Source organism: uncultured Streptomyces sp., from assembly GCF_947488945.1.
Taxonomy (GTDB): domain Bacteria; phylum Actinomycetota; class Actinomycetes; order Streptomycetales; family Streptomycetaceae; genus Streptomyces.
In genome coordinates this window covers 212,014-227,327 of the sequence record NZ_CANLBS010000010.1, presented here as the reverse complement: position 1 = coordinate 227,327, position 15,314 = coordinate 212,014, and the positions used below count along the sequence as shown (strand labels likewise).

The following is a 15,314-nucleotide window of genomic DNA, read 5'->3' as shown; positions in this document are numbered from 1 at the left end:
CCGGGGGTACGACGCCGCACTCCGGGACCCTTTCCCGGTCACCGGGGCCCGTCGGCCTCCGTCCCGGCCACCGGGCGCCGTTCGCAGCGCGGACGGAGAAAGAGCCGCTGACGCCGCTGCGGACGCCCTGACCGGGTACTCGGCCGACTGACCCTCCCCGTGTCGCCGCCGACGGCGCGCCGCGCGAGCCTGAAGAACAACACCCGTCGCGGAGCACCCGCTCCGATGGAAGGAACCACCGTGAACAGCTCGGACCAGTCCCACGCCCACGAGCCGGCCGCCCACCAGGAGCGGGGCGACATCGTGGTCTCGCTGAGCGACTGCGGCCCCGCCGACGCGCGGGCCGTCTTCGACGTGCTGAGCAGCCTCTTCGTCTCCGACCGCTCCGCCGAGGACGTCCCCGCCGACGGCAACGGGCCCCGCCCCACCGTCTGGACGGCCAACGTCGACGTCACCGAGGACAAGGGGACCGCCGGGCCGGCCACGCTCACCGCCCCCGTCACCGTCGACGCGCAGGGCGGCTACTGGGCCGTCGACCGGCTGCGCACCCGGCTGGCCGACGCCTTCTCGGTGAACGTCGTCGGCAAGGCGGCGGGCGACCAGGAGCAGGAGATCCGCCTGGAACTGCGCAGCCACTGAGACCGGCCCCGCCCGCCGCCGCCCCGCGCGAAAACCGTGCGGAGCGGGGGTTCGAGGTGTAGTGATCAAGGGCACGACCGACGCGGGGCCCCGGCACGTCCGGCGGCCCCGCCCCCGACCCCGGAACGGAAAGGCGCCCGCGCATGGACCCCCAGCCGCCCGCCGAGGACCCCGACGCGGAGGCCCTCGGCCTCCCCGACCGGTCCTCCGTCACGCTCCACGTCAACGGCGAAGCCACCACCGTGACGCTCGACCACCGCACCACCCTGCTGGACACCCTGCGCGACCACCTGGGCCTGACCGGCGCCAAGAAGGGCTGCGACCACGGTCAGTGCGGCGCCTGCACCGTCCTCGTCGACGGCCGCCGCGCCAACAGCTGCCTGCTGCTCGCCGTCGCCCAGGACGGATGCCGCGTCACCACGGTCGAAGGACTCGCCGAGGGCGGCCGGCTGCACCCCCTGCAGCAGGCTTTCCTCGACCGGGACGCCCTCCAGTGCGGCTACTGCACCCCCGGCCAGCTCTGCTCGGCCCTCGGCGTGCTGGCGGAGGCCGCCGACGGCCACCCCTCGCACGTGACCCCGCCCGCCACGCCCGCCGGGGCCCCGGTGGTGCTCGACGCCGGAGAGATCCGGGAGCGGATGAGCGGCAACCTCTGCCGGTGCGGGGCGTACCCGCACATCGTCGAAGCGATCGAGGACGTGACCCCGTGAAACCCTTCGGTTACCTGCGGCCGTCCTCCGTCACCGAAGCCGTCCGCGCCCGCGCGAGCCACCCCGGCGCGTACTACCTCGGCGGCGGCACCAACCTCGTGGACCTGATGAAGCTCGGCGTGGAGAGGCCCGCGCTCCTCGTCGACGTGTCCCGGCTGCCCCTGGACACCGTCACCCGCGCCGACGACGGCTCCCTCGTCGTCGGCGCCTCCGTCCGCAACAGCGACCTCGCCGCCCACCCCGCCGTGCGCGCCGACTACCCGGTGCTCTCCCAGGCCCTGCTCGCCGGCGCCTCCGGCCAGCTCCGCAACACCGCCACCACCGGCGGCAACCTCCTCCAGCGCACCCGCTGCGGCTACTTCCAGGACGTCACCAAGCCCTGCAACAAGCGCGAACCGGGCACCGGCTGCCCCGCCGTCGAGGGCGCCCACCGCGACCTCGCCGTCCTCGGCCACTCCGAGAACTGCGTCGCCACGCACCCCTCCGACATGGCGGTCGCCCTCGCCGCGCTCGACGCCACCGTCCTCCTGCACGGCCCGGAGGGCGAACGCACCGTGCCGCTCACCGGGTTCCACCGGCTGCCCGGCGAGAACCCCGACCAGGACACCGTGGTACGCCCCGGCGAACTCGTCGTCCAGGTCACCCTCCCGCCGGCCCGGCCCGGCGCCCGCTCCCTGTACCGCAAGGCCCGCGACCGCGCCTCGTACGCCTTCGCGCTGGCCTCCGTCGCCGCCGTCGCCGAGGTGCGCGACGGACGCGTGGAGTACGCCGCGCTGGCCTTCGGCGGACTCGCCCACCGGCCCTGGCGCGCCACCGCCGCCGAGGCCGTGCTGCGCGGCGCGCCCGCCACCCCCGAGACGTTCGTCCGCGCCGCCGACGCCGAACTCGCCGCCGCCCGGCCGCTGCGCGACAACGGATTCAAGGTGGACCTCGCCCGCAGGCTCGCCGTCGACGCGCTCACCGAACTCGCCGAGCGCGCCGCCGCTCCCGCATGAGCAACCCCGCCCCCGGCCCCACCGAACGAGGACCCGTCATGAGCAACGCCCCCCAGCCGCTCGGTGCCCCGGACGTCCGCCGCGACGCCCGGGACAAGGTCACCGGCACGGCACGGTACGCGGCCGAACACACCCCGCCCGGCTGCCTCTACGCCCACCCCGTCCCGGCCGGTGTCGCACGCGGGCGGCTCACCGCCGTCCGCACCGCCGACGCCCTCGCGCTGCCCGGCGTGCACACCGTCCTCACCCCCGACAACGCGCCCCGGCTGGGCGAGCCCGACGACCCGATTCTCGCCGTCCTCCAGAACGACCGGGTGCCGCACCGCGGCTGGTTCGTCGCCCTGGTGGTGGCCGACACCCCCGAGGCAGCCCGCGCCGGCGCCGCCGCCGTGCACGTCGAGTACGAGACCGAGCCGCACGACGTCCGGCTCACCGACGACCACCCCGGCCTCTACACCCCCGAAGAGGCCAACGGCGGCCATCCGGGCGAGCGGGTGCGCGGCGACTTCGACCGCGCCTACGCCGCCGCACACGTCCAGATCGACGCCACTTACCGCATGGAGTCGCTGCACAACCACCCGATGGAGCCGCACGCCGCGACCGCGTGGTGGACCGACGGACACCTCACCGTCCACGACTCCAGCCAGGGGACCGTCGCCGTCCGGGACGCCCTCGCCGACCTCTTCGCCGTCGAAGCCGACCGTGTCACGGTGATCTCCGAGCACGTCGGCGGCGGCTTCGGGTCGAAGGGCACCCCGCGCCCCCAGGCGGTGCTCGCCGCGATGGCGGCACTGCACACCGGCCGCCCCGTCAAGCTCGCCCTGCCCCGCCGTCAGCTCGCCGCGGTCGTCGGCCACCGCGCACCGACCGTCCAGCGGGTCAGGCTCGGCGCCGACGATGACGGCGTCCTCACCGCCCTCGCCCACGAGGTCGTCACCCACACCTCCACCGTCAAGGAGTTCGTGGAACAGGCCGCCGTCCCGGCCCGCACCATGTACACCTCGCCGAACAGCACCACCACCCACCGGGTGACCGCCCTCGACGTGCCGAGCCCGTCCTGGATGCGCGCCCCGGGGGAGGCGAGCGGGATGTACGCGCTGGAGTCCGCCATGGACGAACTGGCCTGCGCCCTCGGCATCGACCCGGTGGAACTGCGGGTGCGCAACGAGCCCGCCACCGAGCCCGACTCCGGCCGCCCCTTCAGCAGCCGCAACCTCGTCGCCTGCCTGCGCGAAGGCGCCGAACGCTTCGGCTGGGCCGCCCGCGACCCCCGGCCCGCCGTACGGCGGGAGGGCCGCTGGCTGCTCGGCACCGGCGTGGCCGCCGCCACCTACCCCGTCCTGGTCTCCGGCTCCTCCGCCGCCGTCCGCGCCGACCCCGACGGCACCTTCCACGTCGCCGTCAACGCCACCGACATCGGCACCGGCGCCCGCACCGTCCTCGCCCAGATCGCCGCCGCCGCGCTCGCCGTCCCCGCCGACCGGGTCTCCCTCGACCTCGGCCACACCGACCTGCCGACCGCGCCGCTGGCCGGCGGCTCCTCCGGCACCGCCTCCTGGGGCTGGGCCGTGCACGAGGCCGCCACCGCGCTCGTCGCCCGGCTCGCCGCCCACACCGGCCCGCTGCCCGCCGAGGGCCTCACCGCGACCGCCGACACCACCGAGGCGGCCGGCGAGGAATCCCCGTACGCCCGCCACGCGTTCGGCGCGCACTTCGCCGAGACCGCCGTCGACGCGACCACCGGCGAGGTCCGGGTCCGCAGGCTGCTCGGCGTCTACGCCGCCGGCCGCATCCTCAACGCCCGTACCGCCCGCTCCCAGTTCGTCGGAGGCATGGTCATGGGCATCGGGATGGCCCTGACCGAGGGCAGCCCCCTCGACCCGGTCTTCGGCGACTTCACCGCGAGCGACCTCGCCTCGTACCACGTACCGGCGCACGCCGACGTGCCGGTGATCGAGGCGCACTGGATCGACGAGGAGGACCCCCACCTCAACCCCATGGGCAGCAAGGGCATCGGCGAGATCGGCATCGTCGGCACCGCCGCCGCCCTCGGCAACGCCGTCCGCCATGCCACCGGCGCCCGGTTGCGCGAGCTGCCCCTCACCCCCGACAAGATCCTCCCGTACCTCCCGTGACCGCCCGCCCGCCGCGACCTGCGCGAACGGGCGACATGTTGCGCATCCGGCGCAGCGGGCCCACCCTGATGAGTGACCCAGAAGTGACTACAGCTCACGCTTCGTGTTCGGGGGGCAAGGGGCACAACGGGGTGGAAGCAGTGGGCCTCGCGGTGAGGAGCCTCAACGATGACCGTTCCACTCGACCGGCACTACCTGGTCGAACTGCAGGTATCGGCGGATCGCGTTTCCCAGCTGCGGCGGATCGTCGCCGCGCACCTGCGTCACTGGAGTCTCGAACTGCACGTCGAACCGGTGTGCCGGGCGATGGACGAGCTCCTGACCAACGTGCACCGTCACGTCGGCGACGACAACGAGTGCGTGATCGAACTCCGCTGGACGGGACGCCATCTGACGGTGTCCGTCGCCGACAACGGCACCGGGATGCCCCGGCTGCTCGCGGCCGGGGGCGGCCTCAGCCGCGTCATGGCGCTCAGCGACAGCTGGGGCACCTGCCGGACCGACGACGGCAAGGTCGTCTGGTTCACCCGCTACGCCGAGGCGCCGCGCCCGACCGGCCTGCTGCCGCGCGTCCCCCTGCGCGACACCTCCGAGGCCCGGACGCAGCCGCTCGTCGTCGCGGCCTGACCCGGCGGAGCCCCACCCGGCCGGTACGGATCGGCGTGCGCGAGCACGCATGATCCGCACCGGCCGGGTACGTGTGCACGTACGGCCCCCGCGTTGCACACCCGGCCGCGGCGCGGGACGGTCGAAGGAACCGAGGCAAGGAGGCCACTGTCATGCCCATCGCGACGGTCAACCCCGCGAACGGCGAGACGCTCGAGACGTTCGACGCCCTCGGCGAGGAGGAGACCGAACGCCGGCTCGCCGCCGCGCACGCCGCGTCCCTCAGCCACCGCACCACCCCCTTCGCCGAGCGGGCGGCGCTGCTGAACCGCGCGGCCGACCTCCTGGACGCCGATCAGGACGACATCGCCCGCACCATGACCCTGGAGATGGGTAAACCCCTGGCCGCCGCCCGCGCCGAGGCGGCCAAGTGCGCCAAGGCGATGCGCTGGTACGCCGACCGGGCCGAGGGACTGCTCGCCGACGAGCACCCCTCGGACGACGACGTGCGCGACTCCGGCGCCGTGCGCGCCCGTGTCCACTACCGGCCGCTCGGCGTCGTCCTCGCCGTCATGCCGTGGAACTTCCCGCTCTGGCAGGTGGTGCGGTTCGCCGCCCCCGCCCTCATGGCGGGCAACGTCGGCCTCCTCAAGCACGCCTCCAACGTCCCCCGGACCGCGCTCTACCTGGAGGACCTCTTCCGCCGGGCCGGATTCCCGGAGGGCTGTTTCCAAACCCTGCTGGTCGGCTCCGCCGCCGTCGAGGCGATCCTGCGCGACGACCGGGTGGCCGCCGCCACCCTCACCGGCAGCGAACCCGCCGGCCGTTCCGTCGCCTCGACCGCCGGCGACACCATCAAGAAGACCGTCCTGGAACTCGGCGGCAGCGACCCCTACGTCGTCCTCCCCTCCGCTGACGTGGCGAAGGCCGCCGGCACCGCCGTCACCGCCCGCACGCAGAACAACGGCCAGTCGTGCATCGCTGCCAAGCGCTTCATCGTCCACACCGACGTGTACGACGAGTTCGCCGCCCGCTTCACCGAGGGGATGCGGGCGCTGAAGGTCGGCGACCCGCTGGAGGAGGGCACCGACATCGGTCCGCTCGCCAGCGAACAGGGCCGCACCGACCTGGAGGAACTGGTCGACGACGCTCGCGCCCGGGGAGCCGAGGTGCTCTGCGGCGGCGGGCGCCCCGAAGGGCTCGGCGGCGGCCTGGAGAACGGCTGGTTCTACGCCCCGACGGTCCTCGCGGGCATCACCTCCGAGATGCGCGTCCACCGCGAGGAGACCTTCGGCCCGGTCGCCACCCTCTACCGCGTCGCCGACCTCGACGAGGCGCTGTCGATCGCCAACGACTCGCCGTTCGGCCTCAGTTCCAACGTGTGGACCCGCGACCACGCGGAGATGGACCGCTGCGTGACGGAACTGGCGGCGGGCGGCGTCTTCTTCAACGGCATGACCGCCTCCCACCCGGCACTGCCGTTCGGCGGGGTGAAGCGCTCCGGCTACGGCCGTGAGCTCGCCGGCCACGGCATCCGCGAGTTCTGCAACGTCACCACCGTCTGGTACGGCCCCGGCTCCGACGACGCCTGACCGCCCCGGCCGCACCCCCGCACCGCCCCGGCCGCACCGCCGGCCGGGGCGGCCCCGACGCCTTGGCCCGGCCGTCCCCGGCCGTCCCCCACGAGGAGAAGACGCCCCGATGAGCACCGCCACCGTCCGCCCCGCCGACCTGCCCGACGACGAACTCGCCGCGCTCGACGCGCACTGGCGGGCCGCCAACTACCTCGCCGTCGGGCAGATCTACCTGATGGACAACCCCCTCCTCAAGGAGCCGCTCGCCCGGGAGCACGTCAAACCCCGGCTGCTCGGCCACTGGGGCACCTCGCCCGGCCTCAACCTGGTCCACACCCACCTCAACCGGGTGATCACGGCCCGCGACCAGCAGACCCTCTGCGTCTGGGGACCCGGCCACGGCGGCCCCGCCGTCCTCGCCAACTCCTGGCTGGAGGGCAGCTACTCCGAGACCTACCCCGACGTCTCCCGGGACGCCGCCGGCATGGGACGCCTGTTCAAGCAGTTCTCCTTCCCCGGCGGTGTGCCCAGCCACGTCGCCCCGGAGACCCCCGGTTCGATCCACGAGGGCGGCGAACTCGGCTACGCCCTCACCCACGCCTACGGGGCCGCCTTCGACCACCCCGACCTGCTGGTCGCCTGCGTCATCGGCGACGGCGAGGCCGAGACGGGTCCGCTCGCCGCGTCCTGGCACTCCAACAAGTTCCTCGACCCGGTGCACGACGGGGCGGTGCTGCCGATCCTGCACCTCAACGGCTACAAGATCGCCAACCCCACGGTCCTCGCCCGGCTGCCCGAGGACGAACTCGACGCCCTGCTGCGCGGCTACGGCCACGACCCGCTGTACGTCACCGGCGACGACCCCGCCCTCGTCCACCGGCAGCTCGCCGCCGCCATGGACCAGGCCCTGGACCGCATCGGCGAACTCCAGCGCGCCGCCCGCGCCGGCCGCAGCGGCGACCGCCCGCGCTGGCCCGTGATCGTGCTGCGCACCCCCAAGGGCTGGACCGGCCCGGAGGAGGTCGACGGCCTCCCCGTCGAGGGCACCTGGCGCGCCCACCAGGTGCCGCTGCCCGGCGTCCGGGACAACCTCGACCACCTGCGGCAGCTGGAGGCGTGGCTGCGCTCCTACCGCCCGGACGAACTCTTCGACGCCGAAGGCCGCCCCACCGCCCAGGTGCTCTCCGCCGTCCCCTCCGGCACGTACCGGCTCGGCTCGACCCCGTACGCCAACGGCGGTGCCCTGCTGCGCGAGCTGCCGGTGCCGTTGCTCGACGACCACGCCGTCGACGTGGAGCGGCCCGGCGCCACGCGCAGCGAACCGACCCGCGTGCTCGGCGGGCTGCTCGAAGCCGTGATGGCGGCCACCGCCGACCGCAGGGACTTCCGCCTCGTCGGACCCGACGAGACCGCCTCCAACCGCCTCGACGGCGTCTACGGCGCCACCGGCAAGGCCTGGCAGGAGAAGATCCTGCCCACCGACGAACACCTCTCCCGCGACGGCCGCGTCATGGAGGTCCTGTCCGAACACCTCTGCCAGGGCTGGCTGGAGGGATACCTCCTCACCGGCCGGCACGGCCTGTTCTCCTGCTACGAGGCGTTCGTCCACATCGTGGACTCCATGGTCAACCAGCACATCAAGTGGCTGCGCACCTCCCGCCGACTGCCCTGGCGCCGGCCCATCGCCTCGCTCAACTACCTGCTCACCTCGCACGTCTGGCGCCAGGACCACAACGGCTTCTCGCACCAGGACCCCGGCTTCGTGGACCACATCCTCAACAAGAGCCCCGAAGCGGTCCGCGTCTATCTGCCGCCGGACACCAACACGCTGCTCTCCGCCGCCGACCACGTGCTGCGCAGCCGCGACTACGTCAACGTGATCGTCGCGGGGAAGCAGCCCACCTTCGACTGGCTCACCATGGACCAGGCCCGCGCGCACTGCGCGCGGGGCGCCGGCGTCTGGGAGTGGGCCGGCACCGAGGACGGCAGCCGTGAACCCGACGTGGTCCTCGCCTGCGCCGGTGACGTGCCGACGCTGGAGACCCTGGCGGCCGCCGATCTGCTCCGCCGCCACCTGCCGGAACTCGCCGTCCGGGTGGTCAACGTCGTCGACATCGCCCGGCTGCTGCCGCAGAAGGACCACCCGCACGGCATGCCGGACTCGGAGTACGACGCGCTCTTCACCCGCGACAAGCCGGTCATCTTCGCCTACCACGGCTACCCGTGGCTCATCCACCGGCTCGCCTACAGCCGTACCGGGCACGCCAACACGCATGTGCGCGGCTACATGGAGGAGGGCACCACCACCACGCCGTTCGACATGGTGGTCCGCAACAACCTGGACCGCTACCGCCTGGTCATGGACGTCGTGGACCGGGTGCCGGGGCTCGGCGTGCGGGCGGTCGCGGTCCGCCAGGCCATGTCCGACGTGCGCACCCGCCACCACGAGTGGATCCGGGAGCACGGCGAGGACCTGCCGGAGGTCCAGGACTGGCGCTGGGGCGGCTGACGCGGCGGCGGGGGCGCGGCCTCAGGGGCGCCGGCCCCCGACCGGACGGCGCGTGGGCACGCTGCCCACGCGCCGTCCCGTCAGCGCAGCAGCCCCGCCCGGACGCGGCCGGGGCGGCAGGGGCGCGGGCGGGGCGGCGTGGGATGATCGAACCGCCGCGCGGTGGACTGCCGTCGGCGAAACGGCGTCCACATGGCCGCCGTTCCCCTGCCGTGGACGACAGTCATCCCCGTCACCCCGGCCCGTATCGTGTGACGGAGGCGAAGGTGCTGATCACCCTCGGGGACGTGGAAGCCGCGGCCGAGCGGATCACCGGGCACGTCCTGCGGACCCCGACCGTAACGAGCCCCGGGCTCTCCGCCCATCTGGGCGCGCACGTCACCGCGAAACTGGAACTCCTCCAGCGGACCGGCTCCTTCAAGGCGCGCGGAGCGACGGCGAAACTGCTCTCGCTCAGCGGTCCCGAACGGGCCGCCGGGGTGGTGGCGGTGAGCGGCGGCAACCACGGGATCGCGGTCGCGGTCATGGCCGGCGCGCTGGGCGTCGACGCGACCGTGGTCATGCCGAAGTCCGCCCCCACGCGCGCCGTGGAGATCGCCGAGGCCGCCGGGGCGAGCGTCGTCCTCGCCGACACCATGGACGCCGCGTTCGCCCTCGTGGACGACATCCGGGCCAAGGGACCCACCCTGGTCCACCCCTTCGACGATCCGGTCGTCATCGCCGCCCAGGGCACGGTCGGCCTGGAGTTGGCGCAGGACGCCGGGGAACTCACCGACGTGCTCGTCAGCATCGGCGGCGGAGGGCTCGTCGCCGGGGTCGCCACCGCGCTGCACGCGCTTCGCCCCGGCACACGCGTCTGGGGGGTGGAGACCGAAGGCGCGCGGGCGATGTCGGTTGCCCTCGCCTCCGGCGGGCCGGTGCCGGTCGCACTCTCCTCGATCGTTTCCACGTTGAGCGCCCCCAGTGCCTCGCCGCTCACCTACGAGCACGTCTCGGCGCTGGTCACCGAGGTCCTCACGGTGACCGACGCCGAGGCGGTGCAGGGCGTTCTCGACCTGGCCGAGCACGCGAAGGTCTGGGCCGAGCCCGCCGCCGGATGCCTGCTGCCCGCTGCACGCCAGGTGCTGGAGCGCGTAGGCGGGGGCGCCCGGCTCGGCCTGGTGGTCTGCGGTGGCAACGCGACGACCGCCGACGTGACCGCCTGGGCGGGCCGCTTCGGCCTGCGCTGACCGTCCGGCCTCGGGGCTCGGGCCTCGGGACCGTCCCCACCGCCGGCGGCGAAGGACCGGCGGTGGGCGGAGCCCCTTCCGGGCCGGCCCGCCGCCCGCTCCTCCCTAACCGCTAGTACCTCAGTGCCGCCGCGATCCCGTCGTACTGGCTCAGGGCGCCGTCGACGGTGAAGACCACCTCCGCACCGCTGTCCAGGGCGGCCTCGGCCAGTTCGTCGACGAAGTCCTCGTAGACGTCCGGGTCGCCCGCGGTCACGGCCTCGTCCTCGGGGACCAGCTCCACGTGGCCCCCGGTGGTCCTGGCGCTGCGGCGGAAGTGCTCCTCGACCGCGAGCAGGGCGACCCGGCCCTCCTGGACCGCGCTCCACACCTCGTCCAGGCCGCCGGCGAACAGCTTGCCGCCGCGCGCGGTGTCGAGGCGGGCGCGGACGCCGGCCGCGGCCTCGACCGTCTGCGCGTCCAGGGCGGGCCGCAGCTCGGCCGCGAGCCGGCTCGGCGAGAGGTCGGCCGGCGCGCCCTTGGCGACCCGCCCGACCGCCGCTGCGGCGCTCTCGCCCACGTCGTCGAGCAGCGACAGCGCGGGGGCGAGGCCCACCAGGTACAGCGGACGCGGGTCGGCGGCGAGGACCCCGCGCAGCTTCTCGTCGACCGTACGGAAGAAGGTGCGGGTCTCCTCGTCGGTGAAGGTCGACGGGGTGTCGCCGATCCGCTCCTCGCGCTGCGGGTTCGGGTCCTCGCGCGGGGCCGTCAGGGGGAATCCGCCGGTCTTCTCGGGGCGCAGGGCGTCGGGGGTGCCGCTCCACAGGGTGGCGTGGTCGGCGGCGACGGTGAGCACCCAGTACGGGCGGGCCTGCGCCTTCGCGGCGACCAGGTTCCGGGTGAGGTAGGTGTCGGCGAGGACCACGCGCTCGGGAACGGTGCGCGGCAGGCTCCAGATCCGGTGCTCGTCCGGCCCGGCGAAGAGGACCAGCGCGTCCAGGGCGCGCCGCGGGTCCAGCTCCGAGACGGCGAGGTCGAGCTGCCGCTTCGTCGCCGCGGCGTCCTCGCGGGAGATCCGGGGGTCGGCGTCCAGCCGGTTCGCGGCCTCGGTCACCAGATTGCGCAGCCGCACCGCGTCCTGGGCGTTCTCGGGGGCGCGGCGGTGGGTCGGCATGGTCAGGGAGAGGACCGGGGCGGGATGCGGCGCCCTCAGTTCCTTGAGCACTCCGGCGGTCAGGGCGTCCGTGTCCATCGTTCCCTCCAGGGATACGCGGGGATACGCGGGTCTGCGCGGGCGCGAGCGGGGTCCGCTTCCGATGCGGCGGCCGAGGGCGGGGCCCGCTCGGGGCCGCAGCCCCTCCGGCCTCGCGGGTGCGGACGGATGCGCTCGACGGGTCAATTCATACCGTTTGATTCTAGTATGAGCGAGTTGTTCTGCTTCGGGCACAGGAGGTAGCGATATGTCCACGCTCACCGTGTGGAAGTTCCAGACGGCCGACGCCGCCGAGAACGTCGAGACCACGCTCAAGTCGCTCCAGAAGGAGGGGCTGATCAAGATCCTCGACGCCGCGGTGGTCAGCTGGCCCGCCGACCGCTCGAAGCCGCGCACGAAGCAGCTCATGAACCTGGTCGGCGCCGGAGCGCTCAGCGGCACCTTCTGGGGGATGCTCTTCGGGCTCATCTTCCTGATGCCGCTGCTCGGCGCCGCCATCGGCGCCGCCGCGGGGGCGCTCGGCGGCAAGATGGCGGACGTCGGCATCGACGACGACTTCATCGCGGAGGTCAAGGAGAAGGTGACACCCGGTACTTCGGCGCTCTTCCTGCTGACGATGAACGAGGTGCCCGAGCGCATCAGCGCCGAACTGCCGGGCGGCGGAGCCGAACTGCTGCACTCCAACCTCGACTCCGAGCGGGAGGCCAGGCTCCGCTCGGTCTTCGCCGACGACGGCGACGACGCCGGGGGCGCCGCGTGATCCGCCCGCCCGCCGCCGCACCGGCATGACGACGGGCCCCGCCGCCGACGGGATGCCCGGCATGCTCGCCGCGACGGCCGTGACCGGCGCCCTCGCCGAACTGCGCACCCGCTTCGCGGGGGAGCGCGGCGGCGACCTCGCCACGTACATCCCGGAGTTGGGCCGGGCCGAACGCCACTCCTTCGGGCTGGCGCTGGTCAGCATGGACGGCCATCTGTACAGCGTGGGCGAGGCGCGCACGCCGTTCACCGTGCAGTCGGTCTCCAAGCCGTTCGTGTACGCGCTGGCGCTGTCGCTGCTCGGGCTCGACGAGGTCACCCGCTGGGTCGGCGCGGAGCCCAGCGGCGAGGCGTTCAACGCGATCAGCGTGGAACGCGGCACCGGCCGCCCCGCCAACGCCATGGTCAACGCGGGTGCCATCGTCACCTCGGCGCTCATCCCCGACGCGCCGGGACAGCCCGCGTTCGAACGCATCCACGGCTGCCTCAACCGGTTCGCCGGCCGCCGGCTGGAGATCGACGAGGAGGTCTACGCCTCCGAGGTGGCGAACGGCGACCGCAACCGGGCCCTCGCGTACCTGATACGCAGCGCCGGCAGCCTGCCCGTCGACCCGGTCGCGGCCGTCGACACGTACTTCCGCCAGTGCTCGGTGCGGGTGACCGCCGTGGACCTCGCCGTGATGGCAGCCACCCTCGCCCACGGCGGCGTCAACCCCGTGACCGGGCGGCGGGTGGTCGGCGACCGGGTGGCCGCCCAAGTCCTCGCCGTCATGGCGACCTGCGGGATGTACGAAGGGTCCGGCGAGTGGCTGCTGAGAGTCGGGCTGCCCGCCAAGAGCGGGGTGTCGGGCGGCCTGATCGCCGCCGGCCCGGCCCGCTTCGGGCTCGCCTCCTACAGCCCGCCGCTCGACGCCTCCGGCACCTCGGTGCGCGGCCGGGCCGCCTTCGCGGCGCTCTCCGAACGGCTGGGCCTGCACCTGATGCTCAACCCGGCGCTGCCCGGTTCCACCGTCACCCTCATCCACACCGGGACCGGCGGGGGCGCGGACGGGCGGCCGGACGCGAGGGAAACCGCCGTCGTCGCGGCGCAGGGGTCCCTCGACTTCGCCGCCGCCGAACGGGTGCTGTACGCATTGGACGAGTCCACCGCCGAAGGGGCCCCCGCCGTGGTGCTGGACCTGGAACGGGTGACCGGCGCCGACACGGTGGCGCGGGCGATGCTCGGCCAGGGGCTCGTGCTGATGGCGCGGGCCGGCCGCCGGGCCGCGCTGGCGGACCCCGGCGGACACCTCGCCCCGCAGGACGGCCCCGACGACCGACTGCCGCGCTTCGCCACCCGCGAGGAGGCCGTCGAGTGGTGCGTCCGCCGGACGGCCGACGAGCACTGAGACGGCGCGGGACCGGCTTCCCCGCACGTCCCGGCCCCGGCGGACACCCTTGTCCGCCGGGGCCGGGACGTACACCCGCCGGCTCGGCCTACCAGATGGACTCGACCCACTCGGGGTGGTCGACGAAGGGGTTGCGGTTGTGCTGGTACTGCGCGTATATGACGTCGTTGCGGCGCTTTTCGAAGGTGTCCGGCGGGTCCTCCTGGCTCCACTGCTTGAGCACCGAGAGCTTGCCGATGTACGGCGCGGAGCCGTTGCTGACCTTCTCGTTGGGCTCCAGGTCGGCCCAGGCGTCGTCGCCCTCGTAGCGGACGGCCATGTACAGGATCATCCGCGCCACGTCGCCCTTGACGGCGTCGCGCGGTTCGAAGGAGTCGCTGTCGGTGTAGTTGCCCGGCGCGCCGGAGACCGCGCTGCCGCCGTTGTCGAAGTCCTTGTTGCCACGGATCGAGTTGACCTGCACGTCCTCCGGGCGGAGGTGGTGGATGTCGGTGCCCGGGCCGGTCGCGGTGCCGAAGTCGCCGTGCGACTTGGCCCAGACGTGCTCCCGGTTCCACTGGCCGACCGAACCGCCGTTTGAGCTCTTGGACTGGGAGCGCCCGGTGTAGAGCAGGATGACGTTGTTGGCGTTGGCCGGGTCCTGGTCGGTGGCCTTGAGGGCCTCCCAGACCGCGCTGTACGAGATCTTGGTCTGGACACTGATGATCGTGTGCAGGGCGTCCTTGAGCGCGGTTCCGCTCAGGCCGAGGGCGTCCTCGTAGTAGGTGTCGTCCAGGACCGCGGTGCGGTCCGCGGGGGCGGTGGCCGCGCCGGCCGGCGCGGCCACCGCGAGCCCCGACAGTACGGCGACGGCGGCTGCGGCGGCCACGAGTGGACGCGCGTAGATGGAATGACGACGGGACATGTGGGGTGTCCTCTCCGGGAGCGCGTGCGCCAGGGCCCTCCGGTGTGTGGGGGGTGGGAGCGGCCGTGGCGTTCGTCTGACGATCGGTCAGGCGGGAGCCTCCCACACGCCCCGTACCAGGGGCGTGAACGCTGCGTGATTATCATGTGCAGGTCAAGTGGCGGTGCGGTGCGCACGCCGTTCCGGTCCGCCGCCGCGCGCTCCCGGCGGGGCGCCGACACGGCTCCGCCGCCGTCCTGATGCGATCCGTGCCGCGCGGCGCGAGAATTGCCGGACGACGAGGCAAGAGGAGACGGCATGAGCCAGGACCCCGCATCCGCGTCCGCCGCGCAGGAACCGGTCACCCCGGACCACCTGCTGCACACCGGATCGAGCGACGATCCCAGCCCGGAGGATCTGGTGCTCGCCTCCGGCCGCGACATGACCCCCGAGAATCTCGAATGGGCCCGCCGCACGATCGAGGCGGAAGGCCGCTCGGCCCTGGACAAGCGGCTGCCCTGAACCCTCCCGTGCCGGCGGTCACGACGGGCCTTCAGCGACCGGTGCCACCCCTCGCCCGAGCGCGGTGCGCACCGGCCACCGGGCCCTGGCCGAGCGACGGCGGATCCGGGTGCCGCGCCGTGCCCGCAGGTCGGCGGCCGGGAACGGTGCGAGGCGGCCCCGCCACTCGGTTA

13 protein-coding genes are annotated in these 15,314 nt (G+C 73.9%); 11 read left to right on the top strand and 2 right to left on the bottom strand.

The window, feature by feature from the left end; translation table 11 throughout:
* Positions 1-240 precede the first annotated feature (240 nt).
* The 8 genes from Q0994_RS18450 (at position 241) to Q0994_RS18415 (ending at position 10,397) form a co-directional block, all read left to right on the top strand.
* The gene (locus tag Q0994_RS18450) at positions 241-639 is read left to right on the top strand and encodes a hypothetical protein (protein WP_299536103.1); all 399 of its coding nucleotides are present in this window, start codon (positions 241-243) and stop codon (positions 637-639) included.
* Between the two features lie 143 nt (positions 640-782).
* A complete protein-coding gene (locus Q0994_RS18445) occupies positions 783-1,349 on the top strand; it encodes a 2Fe-2S iron-sulfur cluster-binding protein (protein WP_299536101.1) in 567 nt (188 codons plus the stop codon).
* Positions 1,346-2,344, top strand: a complete 999-nt coding sequence (locus Q0994_RS18440) for a xanthine dehydrogenase family protein subunit M (protein ID WP_299536099.1) — start codon at positions 1,346-1,348, stop codon at positions 2,342-2,344. Before Q0994_RS18445 ends, Q0994_RS18440 begins: the two co-directional genes overlap by 4 nt.
* Positions 2,345-2,382: 38 nt before the next feature.
* Positions 2,383-4,479 (top strand): xanthine dehydrogenase family protein molybdopterin-binding subunit, encoded by a 2,097-nt coding sequence (locus Q0994_RS18435; RefSeq protein WP_299536097.1) that lies wholly within the window; start codon positions 2,383-2,385, stop codon positions 4,477-4,479.
* Positions 4,480-4,647: 168 nt separating this feature from the next.
* Positions 4,648-5,106 (top strand): ATP-binding protein, encoded by a 459-nt coding sequence (locus Q0994_RS18430; RefSeq protein ID WP_299536095.1) that lies wholly within the window; start codon positions 4,648-4,650, stop codon positions 5,104-5,106.
* Between the two features lie 152 nt (positions 5,107-5,258).
* A complete protein-coding gene (locus Q0994_RS18425) occupies positions 5,259-6,677 on the top strand; it encodes an NADP-dependent succinic semialdehyde dehydrogenase (RefSeq protein WP_299536093.1) in 1,419 nt (472 codons plus the stop codon).
* Positions 6,678-6,786: 109 nt separating this feature from the next.
* Positions 6,787-9,168: a phosphoketolase gene (locus Q0994_RS18420; protein WP_299536090.1), complete on the top strand. Its 2,382-nt coding sequence runs from the start codon at positions 6,787-6,789 to the stop codon at positions 9,166-9,168.
* Positions 9,169-9,437: 269 nt separating this feature from the next.
* Positions 9,438-10,397, top strand: a complete 960-nt coding sequence (locus Q0994_RS18415; RefSeq protein WP_299536233.1) for a threonine/serine dehydratase — start codon at positions 9,438-9,440, stop codon at positions 10,395-10,397.
* A 112-nt stretch (positions 10,398-10,509) separates the two neighbouring features.
* Here the strand turns inward: Q0994_RS18415 and Q0994_RS18410 are convergent, their stop codons facing one another.
* Positions 10,510-11,628: a chemotaxis protein gene (locus Q0994_RS18410; protein ID WP_299536087.1), complete on the bottom strand. Its 1,119-nt coding sequence runs from the start codon at positions 11,626-11,628 to the stop codon at positions 10,510-10,512.
* A 208-nt stretch (positions 11,629-11,836) separates the two neighbouring features.
* On the opposite strand from Q0994_RS18410, the gene Q0994_RS18405 reads away from it, so the two are divergent.
* The gene (locus tag Q0994_RS18405) at positions 11,837-12,349 is read left to right on the top strand and encodes a DUF1269 domain-containing protein (RefSeq protein WP_299536085.1); all 513 of its coding nucleotides are present in this window, start codon (positions 11,837-11,839) and stop codon (positions 12,347-12,349) included.
* 61 nt (positions 12,350-12,410) lie between these two features.
* Positions 12,411-13,736 (top strand): glutaminase A, encoded by a 1,326-nt coding sequence (gene glsA / locus Q0994_RS18400; protein WP_299536230.1) that lies wholly within the window; start codon positions 12,411-12,413, stop codon positions 13,734-13,736.
* An 88-nt stretch (positions 13,737-13,824) separates the two neighbouring features.
* Here the strand turns inward: glsA and Q0994_RS18395 are convergent, their stop codons facing one another.
* Positions 13,825-14,640 (bottom strand): endonuclease I family protein, encoded by an 816-nt coding sequence (locus Q0994_RS18395; RefSeq protein WP_299536083.1) that lies wholly within the window; start codon positions 14,638-14,640, stop codon positions 13,825-13,827.
* A gap of 297 nt (positions 14,641-14,937) precedes the next feature.
* Between Q0994_RS18395 and Q0994_RS18390 the strand changes: the two genes are divergently transcribed.
* Positions 14,938-15,141, top strand: a complete 204-nt coding sequence (locus tag Q0994_RS18390; protein ID WP_299536080.1) for a hypothetical protein — start codon at positions 14,938-14,940, stop codon at positions 15,139-15,141.
* Positions 15,142-15,314 lie beyond the last annotated feature (173 nt).